Source organism: Candidatus Dependentiae bacterium, from assembly GCA_035445995.1.
Taxonomy (GTDB): Bacteria; Babelota; Babeliae; order Babelales; family Vermiphilaceae; genus DAOMRS01.
On record DAOMRS010000001.1, the window covers coordinates 822,361 to 839,875 of the forward strand.

The following is a 17,515-nucleotide window of genomic DNA, read 5'->3' on the forward strand; positions in this document are numbered from 1 at the left end:
ATTATGTTCCGGTAATTTTATTGAGTGTCGCAAAGGTTATATTGACTTCGAGCGAGCGCGGCTTTCTTTTTGATTTAACAATGTCCAATTCTTTTATGTATACGCGTTTATTTTGCTCAATAGCTTCAAGTAGCTCTGATAGTTGTTTCATATCCAAGTCAGTTAATTTTGCATTTAATATATCTTCTCGTGTTGCTGCATCGTGTTCTACCGGAGTAATATTAATTTCTACTACACTTGCGCGTGGTATTTGTAGTTGTTGTAGAAGTGTCTCAAAGTAATCGCGAATTTTAAAGTCTTCATCTTGTTCAATCATGCGCCCTGCATCAGTTTGCAATAGCTTAACTTGTTTTGCTTTTGTCAGCAATTCGCGAACTTCTTCACGTTGTTCATTGACCACTTCATTTCGCTCTTGCCAATACCACACGGTACGATAAAAATTAAATGTAACCAGGCTGACGAGTACTAATATGATTGCAAGAACAATACCTAGATATTGATAAAAAGATTTGTTATCAAGCGATTCTATATACATATACAACTTATCGATTAGTTCCATTTAACCCCCTCTACCATTTGCTGCAAGTTTAATTTTCATTGCATCAAATCGGATATCAGTTTGTGGTTCAACCGATTTAAATAATGGTGATTGACGTAATTCACGCTCAAGTATTTTGAGTGCCTTAAAATCTTTGACCTGTCCTTTTAGCGTGAGCGTATCTCCGGTTAAATCCATTTTTTCAATGACCAAGCCTGTTGATTCCTTGTCTATTCGTTCAGTTAATTCCAGTAAATATTTTAAATACGAAGGTTGTGATGCAAAAGTTACCCATGTTTTTTCACCGCGTGTTAATTCGGTACGTGCATCCTCAATCATATCTTCAAGAGAATCTTCTTCTTCTAATTTAGGAAATTGCTCTATAAGCATTTGTCGTGCTTCTTGTTCAGATGCTTGCACGTGTGCCGCTAGCCTACTTGATTTCCAATAGCTATAACCAATAAGTGTGCCGAGTAATATAAGTATGAGCCCACAAGTAACAACAAATTGTTTATAAAATAAAGCCGTGTCCATCATGCCGAATTCATCTTTGCGTAAATTAAATAAAGCTGTTGTTTCAGATGGCAATGCAATAGCAGCACTCATAATAGCGCTGCTGGCAAGTGCAGATTTTGTTTTAATGTTAATGTGAGGGGCTTGTGTAATGTACTGTATGTTAAATAATGATACCGATAGCTCTAGAGCGTTACTTGCAAAAGAAGCAATACCCTTGAGTGATGCCCCTTCCCCTAATAACAGAATGGTATTAGTTGTTTGCGTTGACCCGGCTTGTGCAGCGCATGAAGCTAATGTAAATTGTATTTCTTTCCAAAACGATTCATATGCCTGCTTGAGAGCTGTTTCATATTCTTGCCAATCAGGTTTTTCAAGCCCAAAGCGTAACATATGGTCAAGCGCTTGTGCAGGAGTAATAGATAATGCATCACTAATTTTTTTTGCAATATGAGACATGCCCTTTGGCAATGTACGTATTAAACGTAATTGGCCGTTTTCAATATAGGCAATGCGTGTATCATGTAAACGTAAATCAATCAGTGCAACGTTTCCCCTCTGCTCGGCATATTGTGGTATCGCATTATATAGTCCATACAATGCGAATAGATCAACCGTAATGACCTGGGGATTTATTCCTGCCTGTGCTAATAATTCCAGATGTTGTGCAATATATTGTTTTTGTACGGCGGCTACCAAAACTTCAGCACTGTTTTCTTGTGGATGAATTTTAGTAATAATAAAATCTATAATTGCATCATCAAGAGAAAATGGCAATAAAGGTTCAACCTCAAAATTTATGATCAAATTTATTTTGTCATATGCAGTAAATGGTAATTTTAATGTTTTAAACACTACATGTGCACTTGGTATAGCTGAACGTATTTCTTGATAATTATTAAGCTTGGTAATCAGGATTTTTAGTGCTTCAATAATGCGCTCATTATGATCACCACTTTCTACCACTTGCTCAACTGCTCGTTCAATAGTCAGCATGGTACCCTTTGCATATACCTGCGTTGCATGTACATGGGTAGTATTTATATCAATACCAACAATACGCTTGGCAAATAAATAGTTATTTCCAATTTTTTCTGGCAGAAATATATTTTTTATCATGCTTCTGCCTCCTCATCAGGTACTACAAAATCATGCAACGATTGTCGAGTTAGCTTTCTTTTTTTAATACGTGTAGCCGTAATTTGCTCGGGTAATACTTCTGTTTGTATAGGTATTGTAGCTTGATCTGTGCTGTTATTTATTGGCGAAGTATCGGTAGTTTTTTGTGGCAACTCAGCTTGCGTAACTGATTGTATATGGTTTTCTTTTTTATTTTTTATAAATTCTCGTGTACGCCGTGTGCTTGATTGGACGCGTCGTTTGAATAAAAAGTTGTCTAAAGTATCCTGTTGGGTTACCTCTTGTGGGCGGAAGAAAGAACGAGTAATTGGATCGCGTAAATCCGGTGCTGATAATACGCTTGCACGATCTTTATTGTATTCGTTCAAATATTCATCCGTGAATCGTTTTGCTACGGTATCTGCTTGTGGCTTTATGATTTGGGAAGAGATTAGTACAAGCAAATTAGTTTTATCTTCTCGTTTTTGCCTGTTTTTAAAGAGCCAACCGAGAATAGGAATATTGCCAAGTACGGGTACCTTGCTCATATTATCATCGGTAGTGTTTTTTATGAGACCACCTAAAGCTAGCACTTCTTTATCTGCAACAATAGTATGGGTTTTAATGTGTTTGACCGACTTATTACCATTCCTTTGATCAGTTCTGTTGGTAAACTGATCTATATGCACTTCAAGTTCCATAATAATCATACCATCAGAGTTAATTTGCGGTGTAATACCAACTTCTAAAAAAGCATTAGAATCGTCAAAAGAATCTTCGCCACCACTACCAGTTGTAATTTGTCCACTGACTACGCGACGAGTTTCACCAAGTTTAACCTTAGCTGGAGTTTTATTTGTTGCTACTAAAAATGGATTAGATACTATTTGTACGTTGGTAATTGTTTGTAAAATAGATAGCACTCCCCAAACGCCAAAAATATCTTGTCCTAAAGTAAAAATGGTATTACCTGGTGCAACACCGGTAACCAAATCAACAAGGTTACCCAAAAGACGATCTACACCGGGCCCATTTTGGTTCTCTACGATGCCTTTACCAAACAATCCTGATGTTTGAAATTTTATATTATTACCGACAAGGCCATTTATGCCTGGCACCTTAGAGCGTATTTGTGCACCTAAATTTTTCTGATCTTGTAAGGTAATATCTAAAATGAGCACCTCGATAGCAACTTGTGGTTGTGGTTCATCTAGTTTTTCAATAATGTTTCTGGCAGCCAAATAATCTTCATAATTACCCTTTATAACCAACTGATTTGTTTCTTTTTCAGGTATAAATGCTATTGGTTGCATATATTTGTCATCACCCCGCACGCCACCAGATTGTCCGGCAGCAGTGCTTCTGCCAAATTCGGTAACTTTAGTCATAATATTTGCTACAGTTGCTGCATCAGCATATTTGAGCTGATATACATAGAGTGGTGAATATGGTTGTTCGAGATCAACATCCACATTCTTTTTAATAAAATCTTCTATTTTTTTAATAGCATCTTGCGCACCGAGTAAAATTAATGAGTTTGTGCGTGGCTCAGCAATAATACGTGTATTTTCAGGGAAGTATAATGAAGTAGGTGATTTGCGAGGGCCAAGCATACGTGCACCAGGACCTCCTTGATCAGCTTGAATTAAACTATCATATAATTTTTTGACTTGTTGTGCATCAGCACGTTGTAATTTGAGTACAGACATTGCTTGCGGCATGCTTGTTTTGTCTAATTCTTTAACAATGTTCATTAATGTTTTTATGTTATACGCTTTATCGGTCAAAATAAATGCTTTATGATCCTGCAGAACAACAAGTGGTGCATCTTTACTTTTGAGCGATTCAACTACCGGGCGTAATGAATCTATTGAGCTGTTTTCAATAAAATATACATACCTAATAATTTGATCATTGGAAGGTAGTTCTTCTAGTTTACTGCCAATGTATGCTGGAATAGCTGATCTTCGCGCACTTGCTAATTGTTCAATGCGATATATATCTTTTTCTGGTTGCTTGACAACACTAAACCCAGCTATTTCTAAAAAAGTTAAAAAGAGTCCCCATGTTTGCTGTTTAGTTAACGGTCTATTAGTCTTAAATGATATTTTGTTGCCCCTAATGGTACCTTTTGCTTGTTTATTTGCTGATTCAATCATATCATCAGTAATAAAAGTAACTTCAAATATAGCTTCAATTTGTTTAATTAAATTTTCTAAATCAGCGTTTTCAAACTGAAGTTCAATACATTCTTCTGGTTTTCGTTCTAATTTTTTTAATTCTTTTTGCGGAGTTGGTTGTAGTTCAGGAGGTAATACAAATTTATCTTCATCAAAAATACTAGGTTGTTTTTTATCTTGTTGTTGAGGTGTAACAGTTTGATTTGTTGCTGTTATTTGTGTTAAGTCATCTGAAGTATCTATAAGTGCTTTTAAGTCAGCATCTTTATGTTTTCTAGGAAGGCTGTTTTTTATTTCAGTATCTTTTTGTAGACGTTCTGATCGACGATTGCGATGGCGTGTAAGCCATGATGCATCAGTGTATGTGTGAGTTAAAAATCCGCATACAAGTACAAGATTATACAAGAATGAAATGCGTATCTTATTCATGGGTATTCTCTTCAGTTATTTTTTTATCTGGCATTGCCGTACGGGGAGCTTTTCCATGATTGTACATAAATTGCTTTTCTTGATTGCGTAGTTCCTGTACAGTTGGTGCAAACTTATAGCGTTCCCGCATAATTTTTACTTTTTCTTGTTCTGATTGTTTTTTGTTATCAGGTGATTTTTCATCTTTCTTGAATTCTTGCAATAAATAGGTAAGTTCTATGTTATTATTTCGACGCAAGATTTTTACATTAATTTCATCATTTTCTTGCATAGCAGTAATAGCCTTGTAAATTTTAAGGCGATCATCTGTTGTGGCAGTTGGTATATTATTAATAGTTACAATAATATCCCCACTTTCTAATCCGAGCGCTGTACCAAGCGAGTTGTTTTCTAATTGTCCAACACGACATCCCACACTCTGTCCTGCTTTGTATACGGAAGTTAAATTTACCAAATCAATAAACTGTGCCAGATTTTTTATACGCATTAAAAATGCTTTTTGGTTAATAATAAAATTGTATGCAGTTATTTCTTGTACTACTTCATGCCAATTGCCCAATTGTGCGTACATAGGATCTAATTGTGCATCTTGTTCACGCAAATAAAGTACTTCTTGTTGGCCGTTTGCACGAAGTAAAATAATTTTATTACCAAAAATACGAATAAGTTGCGCATCTTCTATAGTGTCGCCAACTTTATAAGTTTTTTCTTTTTTTGTTTTATTATCTTCTATAATAGCGCGATTTTTTACATCTTGGGCACTTAATACCACAATGCCTTTGAGCGTAACGTCGAGTGGATCAACGAACTGTGGCTCGAGTGCTTTTGGTGGCGGAGCTATTTGTGGACGCGGTGGCTCTGGCATACGAGGCAATGCAATTTCTGCTGGCTGTTGAGCAGACTTTATATAGGTATCGAATAGATCGTTTTCATATATTTTGCTTATATTAATGGCAATGGTTGCTTCTTTTTTGCGCGGTGCAAGTTCGCGCGGTTCAATTTCTTCGCGCTCACTCAATGTGGTACGAGCAATATACATAACTATAAGGCTCACCAAAAGAAGAAAAAGAAGTATGCTATTTGCTATCCAAAAAGGATGTTTCATCCAACATTTCCTTACATTATTGTACTTTCACCACAATACCCTCCTTGTCAGTTCTTTGTCAAGTTAAGGGGTTTTTTGATCAAAGAGGATCACCGAACCATAATGTTCGTTGATAAGAGCACTATGGTGATGGTATTGTACCAAGTATTTGCTTGATGATATGGTCAGTGGTTATATGATCTGCTTCTGCTTGGTAAGTAAGGAGTAAGCGATGTCGCAATACTGCCGGCGCAATAGCCTTTACATCATCAGGCGTCACAAAATGACGCTTTTTCAAAAAAGCATGTGCTTTTGCCGCAATGTGCAATGCAAGTGTAGCACGTGGTGACACGCCATAGTTAATATATGATGCAATATCTTTCAGCCCGTATGCATTTGGATCGCGTGTTGCAAAAATGATAGAAACAATATAATCCACGATTTTTTCATCTAGATAAATGGAACGTACTAGTTTTTGTGCTTCAAAAACGTGTTCTTTTTGCAAAATTGGCAAAATAGTATGTACATCAAGTGAACGTTTCAAAATTTCTCGCTCATCTTGCAGTGTAGGATAGCCGACAATAAGTTTAAATAAAAAGCGATCTACCTGTGCTTCCGGCAAACTATATGTACCTTCTTGTTCAATAGGATTTTGTGTAGCAAATACCAAAAATGGTTTATCAAGAAGATAGGTATTTGATCCAATAGTGACTTGTCGCTCTTGCATAGCTTCAAGCAGTGCCGCTTGCACTTTGGATGGTGCACGATTAATTTCGTCTGCAAGTACTAAGTTGGCAAAGATAGGGCCTTTTTTTGTTTCAAATTCTTGTGTGCGCGGATTGTAAATTAATGAACCAATTAGATCTGCTGGTAACAAATCTGGTGTAAATTGAATTCGGTTGAATGTCTGACCAAGTGCATTCGTGATTGCTTTGATCATAGTTGTTTTTGCAACACCCGGCACACCTTCAAGGAGAATATGGCCATCGCACAAAATAGCATTCAAAATAAAAGAAACAATTTCACGTTGTCCAACAATGACCTTGCTTACTTCGATGCTTAAGCCTTGAAATCGTTCGCTTGCATCTTTAATCTGCTCAATAACCTCAGGTGTAGGCGTAAGAGCTGGGGTTGTAGTTGCTGTTAAATTATTCATAATTATATACCTTTTGTGTAACACAAAAATATTATCTCAATTGTAGCAATATTGTGGTAATCTTACAAATGCGACACATTCAGTATACTAAGGAGATTTTTATGATTTTATCTGGAAAAGAAATAAAAAAAAGATTAAACACTGATATTATTATTGAGCCATTTAACGATAAACAAGTGGGTCCCAATAGCTATAACTTACGTTTATATGATGAATTACTTGTGTATGATGAGCCAGTCCTTGATCTGAAAAAAGAACACAAAGTTAAGTCTTTGGTTATTCCTGCAGAAGGATTATTACTTGAGCCTGGTAGATTGTATTTAGGTCGTACGATTGAATATACCAAAACAGATAGATTAGTCCCTATGATAGAGGGTCGTTCTTCTATCGGACGTCTTGGATTATTTATTCATATTACTGCGGGATTTGGCGATGTTGGGTTCCGTGGCTATTGGACATTAGAAATATTTTGTGTTCAGCCAATACGTATTTATGCCGGTGTAGAAATTTGCCAAATATTTTACCACACCATCGAAGGTGAATTTGTAAACTATCAAAGTGATAAATATCAAAACAACCGTGGAATACAACCAAGTTTGCTGTATAAAGAATTCTAATCATTCTTTTTAAATAATCCGGCAATATTTTGACCAAGATCATTAAACCATGTAGTGATTTTTTCATCAAAGGAAACTTTTTTCTTTGATTTTTTTACAAGCTCCTTAGTTTGTATTTTAGCAATGGTATGGCGCTTAGCCAATGGTAATGGTTTTTCATGTATAGTTGCTGGCATTTGACTAATGAATTGTTGGTTATAAATAATCAATATGGATACAATAGTAGTTTGGTTAATCAGGTAAGGATTTTGCTCTACAATGCGTATAAAATCATATGCGCGCCATTGAACAAAAGAGGTATATTGTTCAAAGAACAATAGAATTGATTGTAGGTCTTCAGAAGAAGATGCAGTTTGAAGACATTTTATAAATAATAATTCTTTTTCAAGGTATGCAGCGAGTTCTTGCTCGGTTAACAAAGATGATGAAATATCTTTTGTCATGGCACATGAGAGTTGTGTACAAAAAATAACAATTGCTAATATGCGCACATTGTTTCCCATTATGGTTAATGTCTATATTTTACTGTTTTTAAAGAAAGGATGAAGGCTGCGTAGATATAAAAATTAATATCTATCTTTAAAATGATTAAAATCAGTTTGCATGGGGCCTTCTGATAAGCCGCGAATAAATTGATAAATGTATGGGTTATCCGATTCCCAAATAGTTTTGGCATCACCGAAATATTTTATCTTACCTTCATACAATAATGCAACATTATCTGCGTATTTGAAAATTTCAATATCGTGTGAAATAACGACAGAAGTTAGTTTGAGTCGTTGTTGCATATCATACATTAACTCATGGATTACGCGTGTGGTAATGGGATCAAGACCAGTAGTCGGTTCATCATATAAGATAATACTTGGATTGGTTACCAATGTACGTGCCAATCCAGCGCGTTTGCGCATACCTCCGGATAGTTCTGATGGATATTTGTATAGGTTTTCTTCTTTTAAGTGTACGAGCCTGAGTTTTTCTTTGACAATGGGCAACACGTTATATTCCGGCATGCCGGACTCTAATAATGTAATACCGATGTTTTCAAATATGTTGAGTGAATCAAGTAGTGCTGCAAATTGGAACACATAGCCTACTTTTTTGAATACTCTATTTAACTCAACTTCAGACAACTGCGTAATGTCAGTACCTTCAACAATAACTTTACCGGATGTTGGACGGATTAGGCCAATCACCTGTTTGAGCAAAATTGATTTACCTTCACCGGATCGTCCGATGATTACGGTCATTTGACCTGCAGGAATGTCAAGATTGACGCCATCAGTAATATAGCGATCACCTAATTTTTTTCTAAGATTTTCAATTTTTATTACCGTTTCCATATGGTCACATTTGCTCTAACATTTTGGTCAAGAAATAATTAGAAACTAAAATTAAAATTGAACTCAGTACTACGCTTTGTGTAGTTGCAATCCCAACACCACGAGCACCACCGCTTGTGTAATAACCTTTATAGGTACCTATCCAAGCAAGAATAAATCCAAATACTGATGATTTAATGAGGCCGCCACGTACATCACTCAGTTCAACAAAATTTTGTATGCTACTTTTGTAGTCTTCTGGGCTTAGCTGTAGTACGTATACACAAATTATGTAACCACCCACGATACCAAAAATCATTGCAAAGATAGTCAAGCATGGCACAATCAAGGTGCTTGCCAAAATACGTGGAACTACTAAGTATTGGAATGTGTTGATACGGAGTGTTCGCAATGCATCAATTTGTTCGGTAATACGCATAGTGCCTATTTCTGCAGTAATTGCCGATCCGGCGCGTCCGGTAATCATAAGCCCAGTCAGCACGGGACCGAGTTCACGAATTAATCCAAGCGCTACTACTGCACCAATAAATTGCTCACCGCCCACACGTTGGAATCCAATATAACTTTGTAGTGCAAATACCATGCCGGTAAATCCGCCCGTAAGGGCAACAATATTGAATGATTCCACACCAATGCGGTTCATTTGGGTAAATACTTTGTGAAGTTTGAGCTTGGTTGTAAATAGTGTTTTGATTGCACGTACAAGAAAGAGCGTAAAAAATCCCACATGCTCGCATGCTGCTATGGTTACTTGACCTATATAATCTAGAATATATGTAACTCGAACCACACTACTCTCTCTTTATCGGTCATCCTGTGATGACGAGTGGTTAGATTTTATTCTTCTGGAAAAAATGGCATTTGTTGTACCGGTGTATAGCTTTTTCTAATTTGCATGTCTCTGCTTTGATTTGATTTCATGAGTGAAAGCACGAGTGATCCGGCCAGAAAAATTGCACCAAGTCCCCACGTAATTTTTTGGAAAATATCTTGTCCGCCTGAGCCACCGAATAACATTTGAGTTCCGCCACCAAAAGCGCCTAAACCCATACTGCCTTTACTTTTTTGAATGAGAATAATCAAGACGAGAAGAAAGCAAATAAACGTATAAACAGTAATAAGTAAACCATATAGCATGATGAGCTCCGTATAGATTATAATTTCTAAGTTTTTAGTATGTATATTTTACTATATTTTGCAATTTTTTGAAATCAAGGCTTGCACCCCCAATTAAAAAGCCATCAACATAAGGTATTTGCTTTAAATCACGAATGTTCATGTCTGTTACGCTGCCACCATATAATAGGAGTATAGGGTTTGTAGGAGCGTAGGTTTTTATGTGTTGATTTAGCCATGAAAACAGGTTGTTCAAATAATCTATCTGAGGGACAATTCCGGTTCCAATTGACCATATCGGCTCGTAGGCGATTAAGAACGTACTATTTTGATACGCGATAAGCTTTTGCAGTGCCGACTCCAATTGTGCTTCGAGTATATGATATGTTTCTTTATGATGGAACTGTTCCTGAGTTTCTCCTATGCATATAATGGGGGTCATATTGTTTTCAAGCACACGTAGCATTTTATCTGCTACAACTTCATTACTTTCACCAAATAAATTTCTCTGTTCGCTGTGCCCTACTAAACAATATGTGCATCCTGCTTGAAATAAAGAAAGTGCATCTACCTGTCCGGTAAATGCACCATGTTGATGTTGAGAACAATTTTGTGCACCTATATATACCCCTGTATCATGCATGTGTTGTGCGGTGGGAAACAAAGCAGGAAACGTAGGACATAAAATTAGAGCAGCTTCTTGTGCGAGTTCTTGCAATTGAGTTTTGTGTGTTATGCAAAAATCCACGGCATCGTGGAATGATTTTTGCATTTTCCAATTCGCTATATAGGTAAACTGTTGTGCCATTATGCCTCGATTATGTCTTCTGTTATAATTTCTTTGTCATGTATGATAGCTCTAGTAGTTGCTTGGTTATTATATGTACTTTGTGTTAAAAATGGCAGGGTGTTTTTTATAAAGTTTTCTTCATGTTCTTGGTAACAGAAATGTGGGCAATTGGTTTCTTTAAAGTGTAGGCGTCCACTTTCATATAATGTTTTTAAACCAAGTGCATCATTATTATAAAGATCTGATGTGAGCAGGGATTCTGTCTCAGACATAGATCCACGTATATAAAAACCAAAGTGGCAAGAAATGGCCGGCTCTACAATTTCTTCTTGAGTTGAGTTAACCATCACAAAGTTATCGAGCTTTAATAAGTTTTCTTTAAAAACAGATGTATATTCATGTTCAATTTCATTATTTAGATATGGCAAAAAACAGCATTTTGTTAAATAGTCGCGGTAATGAATTGGGTCATTCCAATAGCCTGCAAAACTTACACATTGTTGAAATGTTGATAAATAGAGTACATATGAAGCATATGATTCCATAAAATTAAGCCATATATATTTATCGTCAATAGTGCTTGGTGTGCCACAAACACCGCGATGCGGGGTGCCCCAGGTAATTAGATTGTACACGCGTGGATAATTGAATCTTTGGATAAAATAACGTGCAGTCAAACCACCTTGTGAGTGTGCAATAATATTGCATCCATTGCGTAAGTTATAATCTTCATACAATGTTTGTGCAAGTAGTTTTGCTTGGTCATACATATTCCAGAAAGAGGTTAACCTGCCCAGTCCAAGGTTAACGTTTTTTACGTATACTCCTGGCATATGTTTTCTAATTAATTCTTCGGTTGGCTGCATATCGGTATAATCAGAATTAATACCAGCAACTAGAACGACCGGTAGATATTGAGATCCTATATGCAATTCTTGCGAAAGTGGGCTATCTGCAAAGCTAGTGATGAATGAACTGAATATCAATATACTTAGTAAGTATATGTGCTTAGATACCATAATTACTCCCTTTTTTAATGGTTTAAAGTATGTTGGTCATTATGATATAAGGATTGCTTTGCAAGTCAACTTAAAAAAAGTAATATGCTTATGTATTTTTATTGTTTGTTTCTTTGAAGGGAGACTTGTTATCGCCATCATTGCCATAAAAAAGGTGTTTTAAATTTGGTAGATCAACAAGTGCGCTATCTTCAATTTTGGTTATGTTATTTTCACTTAAAAATAAATAATTAAGCTTGCTCAAGCCTACAAGCGTATTCTTTGTAATAGTGGTAATTCTGTTGGATTCCAGATAAAGAGTCTTTACTTGTGATAAATCTTGAAATGCATGATCAGCTATAATTTCTATGTTATTAGATGATATGTCGATATAATCAGCTTGACACAACCCTCTCAGACTTTTTTTTGATAAAAATTCTATGCGGTTAGATCTTAAATTAAAACTTCTTAAATTGCTTAAATATCGGCATAAATTGTCAGGAATGCGAGGTATTCTATTGCTGTTAAGATATAGACCTTCCAGAGAATTTAAACTTCTAAGAGCGTGTTTATGCAGGGAGGTAATTCGATTATAGCATATATTCAAAGATAGAAGATTTGATAACCCAGAAAACGCATGTTTTTTGAGTCTTTTGATGTGATTTTGTTTCAAGTCAAGATGTTGGAGACTGTGTAGGCAAGTAAGTGTTGGTACATCTTTTAAGTAATTATGTTGAAGATAAAGTTTTTCCAGTGCAGTAAGTCCTGCAAATGCATTATCATCAATAATTAATGTTCTATTTTCACTCAAATCTAAAAATCCTAATGCATGTAATCCTGCAAAGGTGTTACTGCGTAAGAAAGTTAATTGATTGTTACTTAAGTTAAGTTTGATTAAGTTTTTAAAATGTGTAAAAGCATACGGATATATTGTAGTGATATAATTTGATTTTAAACGTAATGCTGTGATTTCAGAGGGTAATAAATGAATGCCAGCTATACTTTTTATATGATGAATATCTAGCTGTTTACATGTACTTGTTTCATTAAATAATGCCTGATCAGAGCATGCACCAATATCAGCAATGCTCTTATCTCCTACACAAGGATTTGTAATTACTCGATCACTTAAGTAAAAAAAGTAGCTGATAGCAGCAAAAATAGATTGTATGGTATTATCCATATGTTCATTTGTTGTACCAAGAGCAAAAATGGGATGATATTTTTCATTAATAGCTTGCTTTAATTGATATGGAATATCTGCAAGGGTAAATGCTGGATGCGTATCAGTCTTTTCAAAAAAATGGGGATCGTATTTTAAGATAGGTGCTTGTGTATATACATGTTTGATTATATTAATGAGCAGTTTTACTGTATGAGCTTTGAATTGTTGTACTGGAATAAGATTGGTTGGTATTGAGGAATCAATAATATCCTGTATGAGAGGCATAAGTTGCGCAGTAGATCGATCAATGTCAACTTCCACATTGTCTTTACATAAAAATGTTATTTTTTCAGCCTGATGAAAAAGTGTGTTTTCAGGTTCCATGGATTGTATTAAGAATGTAATACATGTAATTAATATACAGCATGTTAGTATGTGCTTGAAAATCATAATGGCCTGGGTGTGAATAGTTAAAATAACTGGTCATTATGATATAAGACGTGTCTTATAAGTCAACAATGTGTGAGGGATAAAAATTTCTGTCGCTAGAATGTTATTCTTACATTTGGTAATTGTTCCCGTATACGATCTTTGGTTGCTTGGTCGAGCTGATTATCTTTGAGCCTGAGTTGTTGTAAATTATTAAGGCCAGCAAAGACATTATCAGCAATAGAAGTTAGTTGATTATTACTCAGACTGAGCAGTTGTAAATTGTTAAGGCCAGCAAAGGCATGTTCAGGAATAGAGGTTAGTTGATTATTACCGAGCCAGAGCTGTTGTAAATTGTTAAGGCCAGTAAAGGCATTAGCAGCAATAGAAGTTAGCTGATTATTACCGAGCCTAAGTTGTTGTAAATTGTTAAGGCCAGCAAAGACATTATCAGCAATAGAGGTTAGTTGATTACTACTGAGCCAGAGATGTTGTAAATTGTTAAGACCAGTAAAGGCATGTTCAGCAATAGAGGTTAGTTGATTACTAGTCAAACTGAGCTGTTGTAAATTGTTAAGACCAGCAAAGGCATTATCAGCAATAGAAGTTAGTTGATTATTACTCAGACCGAGCATTTGTAAATTGTTAAGGCCAGCAAAGGCATGTTCAGGAATAGAAGTTAGTTGATTATTATGGAGCCAGAGGTGTTGTAAATTATCACGAATATCCTGAGGCAACAAATGAAGCCCTACAATACTTGTTATATTTTTATTTTTTAAATCAAGTGTATTATCGAATATTGGAGGCGATTGATTGTATGCAATCAAATCAGCAATACTCTTGCCACCTTGCATGACTGTTTGTACCCAATCAAGACCTAAGAAGTCGGCAGCTTGCATAAATGCTGTATTATTTTGCAACCCCTGTGCAGTAATTATATTTCTAACTTGCTCAGGAATATCAGCGGGTGTGTAAGCAGGGTGTTTATCAGTTTGTTCAAAGAATAGAGGATCTAATTTTAACACTGGTGCTTGCGTGTATACTTCTTCCACAATATCTACAATTGATTGCAAAGTAGCTCCATCAAATAATTCGAATTTTATAGTACGGGTTTCTGCTTCTTGAAGTCCAGGTGTAAGCATATTCTGAATGGTTGGAATTCTTTGCGCAGTTTCTCGTGCTATATTGATTTGTTTGCCGTCTTTGCCAACCAGAGTTATGTGGGTTTCTTTTTGCATGCCCAGGATTGAGCTACTGAGTGTTATGAGCCCAAGAATAACGAGTAACCTTTTCATGCTTTTCATACAACCATCCTTTTTATGATACCTGCAGAATACCTATTTACTACAAACCTTAGCAGATATCATTTACAAATAGCAATAGTTAGCAAAGGAGGGAGAAAATTAGCTATGTAGGGTAAGGTTGAGCTTAAAAATGTATGAAAACTGGTTATTACTTTTTCTTATCAACTACAATAGTATTTCCTTTCATGGTTGCCTGGAGATCTTTAACCTCCGGGTTGGCAAGCATGAATTGGGATAGTGGTACGGCAATATCGCGTTGAATGACCCGTTTTAGCGGACGAGCACCAAACTCCGGTTCATAACCACGTTCGGCTAGTTCTTTGATAACCGCTTCTGTTACATGCAGAGAAAGACCCTGCTCGTGTAAACGAGCAATTAGTTTATTAATATGTAAGTGGGCGATTTCAAGTACATCTTTTTGACTGAGTTTATTAAAGAACACAATATCATCAATACGGTTCAAGAATTCCGGCCTGAAGGTTTGATGCAATATTTTTTCTATTTTTTGTTTTACTTCTTCGGTCAACTTAGGTGCTTCTAATATAATGTGTGAGCCAATATTAGACGTCATAATAATGATGGTATTTTTAAAGCTTACCGTGCGTCCTTGGCTGTCAGTCAGACGCCCTTCATCAAGAATCTGCAAAAAGATATTAAACACTTCTGGATGTGCTTTTTCAATTTCATCGAACAATATCACGCTGTATGGTTTACGGCGCACTTGTTCAGTCAGCTGGCCACCTTCTTCATATCCCACGTACCCGGGAGGAGCACCAATCAAACGTGCTACTGCATGACGTTCCATATATTCAGACATATCTATGCGAATAATGGCTTTTTCATCATTAAATAAAAAGTCTGCTAATGTTTTGGCAACTTCAGTTTTACCCACACCGGTAGGGCCTAAGAATAAAAATGAACCAATCGGCTTGTTCGGGTCAGTCAGCCCGGTACGATGTAGTTGAATGGCATGTGCAACTTTTTCGACTGCTTCATCTTGCCCAATAACTCGTTGTTTTAATATGTTTGGTAATTCTAATAGTTTTTGTTGTTCTGTTGCTTTGAGTTTTTCTGCTGGAATACCGGTCCAGCGTGCCAGTACTTTGGCAATATCATCTTCATCAACTTGTTGCTTAATTAGTGTTGTACGCAGTGTTTTGAGCTTTTCTTGTTCTTGTTCGAGCTGCTTGTTGAGTTTCTCAATAGTGCCATATTTTATTTCTGATGCTTTGTCATAATTGTATTCACGTTCTGCAAGTTGATACTGATAAGTTGCTTCTTCAATTTTGCGTTTAATGTCTTTGATTTTTTCTAATGGTTTTTTTTCAGCTTCCCACTGCACACGTAGTGTTTTATGTTGTTCTTTCAGATCGGCCAGTTCTTTTTCTAGGGCTTTCAGGCGATTTTGTGCTGTTGGGTCTTCTTTTTCTTTGGCAAGAGCAACTTTTTCTATTTCCAGCTGCCGTATGCTGCGCTCAAGTCTGTCGAGCGCTTCAGGTTGTGCGTCAATAGTCATTTTTACCATAGAAGCTGCTTCATCAACCAAATCAATTGCTTTATCCGGTAAGAATCTGTCTGGAATATTTTTTGTTGCCAATACAACTGCATCAACTAACGCTTGATCTTTAATGCGAATACCATGGTGTAGTTCTAATCGTTCTTTTATGCCGCGTAAAATAGAAATAGCATCTTCTACCGATGGTTCTTGTACTACAACTGGTTGAAACCTGCGTTCAAGTGCCGCATCTTTTTCTATGTACTTTTTGTATTCCTTAAGCGTAGTGGCGCCAATGCAGTGTAATGTGCCGCGAGCAAGAGCTGGTTTGAGCAAGTTAGATGCATCCATACCGCCACCAGTTGATCCTGCGCCAACCAACATATGTAACTCATCGATGAATAGAATAACGTTGTCTTTACTTTGTTCTATCTCTTTAAGAACACTTTTGAGTCTGTCCTCAAATTCTCCTTGATATTTAGCGCCGGCAATAAGTAGCCCAAGATCGAGTGATAGTATTTTTTTATTTTTTAAACTTTCCGGAACATCATGATCAACAATCCGTTGTGCAATACCTTCTACAATGGCAGTTTTACCCACACCCGGTTCTCCAATGAGTACGGGATTGTTTTTGGTGCGACGAGACAATATTTGCATAACCCGTCTAATTTCTTCATGACGACCAATAACCGGATCAAGTTTGCCATCTTGTGCTTGCTTGGTGATATCTATACAGTATTTGTTAAGTGCTTGGTATTGTGTATCAGCTGTCTTGCTATCGACAGAGCGACCTTGTCTGAGTGTATTCATGTACGTGAGTATAGTTTTTTCAGTCAATTGATGTTGTGTAAAAAATGTTCGTATTTCTTCTGGTAGGTGTGTTGTGGATACGCATGCAAGTAGTAGGTGCTCAAGGCTGATGTATTGATCACCTAGATTATGTGCTTGTTGGTTACAATTCTGGAAAAACCCTTGAGTTGTTTCATCAATGCCAAGCTCACCACCATATACTTGTGGTAATCGTTCAATATGTTTTTCAGTGAGTTCGAATAATCCAGTGAGTGGGACATTGAATGAATGCAGTAATGATTGAATAAGATCATGGTCAATCAATGCTGCCAAAATATGCAAAGGTTTTAAAACTGGATTATGATGTTGCTGTGCGATATAAATACTGTTCTGAATAACATCTTGTGCTGCATTTGTTAATTTTTCAGCAAATTGACCGTTCATGATGCC

At 36.3% G+C, this 17,515-nt stretch carries 15 protein-coding genes; 1 reads left to right on the forward strand and 14 read right to left on the reverse strand.

Annotated elements, in window-relative coordinates:
* Nucleotide 1: 1 nt before the first annotated feature.
* From PK943_03975 to PK943_03995, 5 genes are all read right to left on the reverse strand, one after another.
* On the reverse strand, nucleotides 2-559 hold the full coding sequence (locus PK943_03975) for a hypothetical protein (GenBank protein HRN78372.1): 558 nt from the start codon (nucleotides 557-559) through the stop codon (nucleotides 2-4).
* The gene (locus PK943_03980) at nucleotides 560-2,170 is read right to left on the reverse strand and encodes a type II secretion system protein GspL (GenBank protein HRN78373.1); all 1,611 of its coding nucleotides are present in this window, start codon (nucleotides 2,168-2,170) and stop codon (nucleotides 560-562) included.
* The gene (locus tag PK943_03985; GenBank protein HRN78374.1) at nucleotides 2,167-4,779 is read right to left on the reverse strand and encodes a secretin N-terminal domain-containing protein; all 2,613 of its coding nucleotides are present in this window, start codon (nucleotides 4,777-4,779) and stop codon (nucleotides 2,167-2,169) included. The genes PK943_03980 and PK943_03985 overlap by 4 nt, the downstream gene beginning before the upstream one ends.
* Nucleotides 4,772-5,884, reverse strand: a complete 1,113-nt coding sequence (locus PK943_03990) for a type II secretion system protein N (GenBank protein HRN78375.1) — start codon at nucleotides 5,882-5,884, stop codon at nucleotides 4,772-4,774. Before PK943_03990 ends, PK943_03985 begins: the two co-directional genes overlap by 8 nt.
* A 121-nt stretch (nucleotides 5,885-6,005) precedes the next feature.
* A complete protein-coding gene (locus tag PK943_03995) occupies nucleotides 6,006-7,019 on the reverse strand; it encodes a MoxR family ATPase (protein ID HRN78376.1) in 1,014 nt (337 codons plus the stop codon).
* A gap of 101 nt (nucleotides 7,020-7,120) precedes the next feature.
* Between PK943_03995 and dcd the strand changes: the two genes are divergently transcribed.
* Nucleotides 7,121-7,636: a dCTP deaminase gene (gene dcd, locus PK943_04000; GenBank protein ID HRN78377.1), complete on the forward strand. Its 516-nt coding sequence runs from the start codon at nucleotides 7,121-7,123 to the stop codon at nucleotides 7,634-7,636.
* Here the strand turns inward: dcd and PK943_04005 are convergent.
* The 9 genes from PK943_04005 to PK943_04045 all read right to left on the reverse strand — a co-directional run bounded on the left by PK943_04005 (nucleotide 7,633) and on the right by PK943_04045 (nucleotide 17,509).
* Nucleotides 7,633-8,127: a hypothetical protein gene (locus PK943_04005; protein HRN78378.1), complete on the reverse strand. Its 495-nt coding sequence runs from the start codon at nucleotides 8,125-8,127 to the stop codon at nucleotides 7,633-7,635. The genes dcd and PK943_04005 overlap by 4 nt on opposite strands.
* Before the next feature lie 75 nt (nucleotides 8,128-8,202).
* Nucleotides 8,203-8,979 (reverse strand): ATP-binding cassette domain-containing protein, encoded by a 777-nt coding sequence (locus PK943_04010; protein HRN78379.1) that lies wholly within the window; start codon nucleotides 8,977-8,979, stop codon nucleotides 8,203-8,205.
* A 4-nt stretch (nucleotides 8,980-8,983) separates the two neighbouring features.
* Entirely contained in the window at nucleotides 8,984-9,769 is a 786-nt protein-coding gene (locus PK943_04015) for an ABC transporter permease (protein HRN78380.1), read from the reverse strand.
* Nucleotides 9,770-9,816: 47 nt separating this feature from the next.
* On the reverse strand, nucleotides 9,817-10,116 hold the full coding sequence (secG, locus tag PK943_04020; protein HRN78381.1) for a preprotein translocase subunit SecG: 300 nt from the start codon (nucleotides 10,114-10,116) through the stop codon (nucleotides 9,817-9,819).
* Nucleotides 10,117-10,150: 34 nt separating this feature from the next.
* Entirely contained in the window at nucleotides 10,151-10,903 is a 753-nt protein-coding gene (locus PK943_04025) for a triose-phosphate isomerase (protein ID HRN78382.1), read from the reverse strand.
* On the reverse strand, nucleotides 10,903-11,904 hold the full coding sequence (locus PK943_04030) for a hypothetical protein (protein ID HRN78383.1): 1,002 nt from the start codon (nucleotides 11,902-11,904) through the stop codon (nucleotides 10,903-10,905). Before PK943_04030 ends, PK943_04025 begins: the two co-directional genes overlap by 1 nt.
* An 88-nt stretch (nucleotides 11,905-11,992) precedes the next feature.
* Nucleotides 11,993-13,498 carry a leucine-rich repeat protein gene (locus PK943_04035; protein ID HRN78384.1) on the reverse strand — a complete coding sequence of 502 codons (1,506 nt, stop codon included), beginning with the start codon at nucleotides 13,496-13,498 and terminating at the stop codon, nucleotides 11,993-11,995.
* Between the two features lie 95 nt (nucleotides 13,499-13,593).
* Nucleotides 13,594-14,781, reverse strand: a complete 1,188-nt coding sequence (locus PK943_04040; protein HRN78385.1) for a leucine-rich repeat protein — start codon at nucleotides 14,779-14,781, stop codon at nucleotides 13,594-13,596.
* Between the two features lie 148 nt (nucleotides 14,782-14,929).
* Nucleotides 14,930-17,509, reverse strand: coding sequence for an AAA family ATPase (locus PK943_04045; protein ID HRN78386.1), 2,580 nt, complete (start codon nucleotides 17,507-17,509; stop codon nucleotides 14,930-14,932).
* Nucleotides 17,510-17,515: the final 6 nt, after the last annotated feature.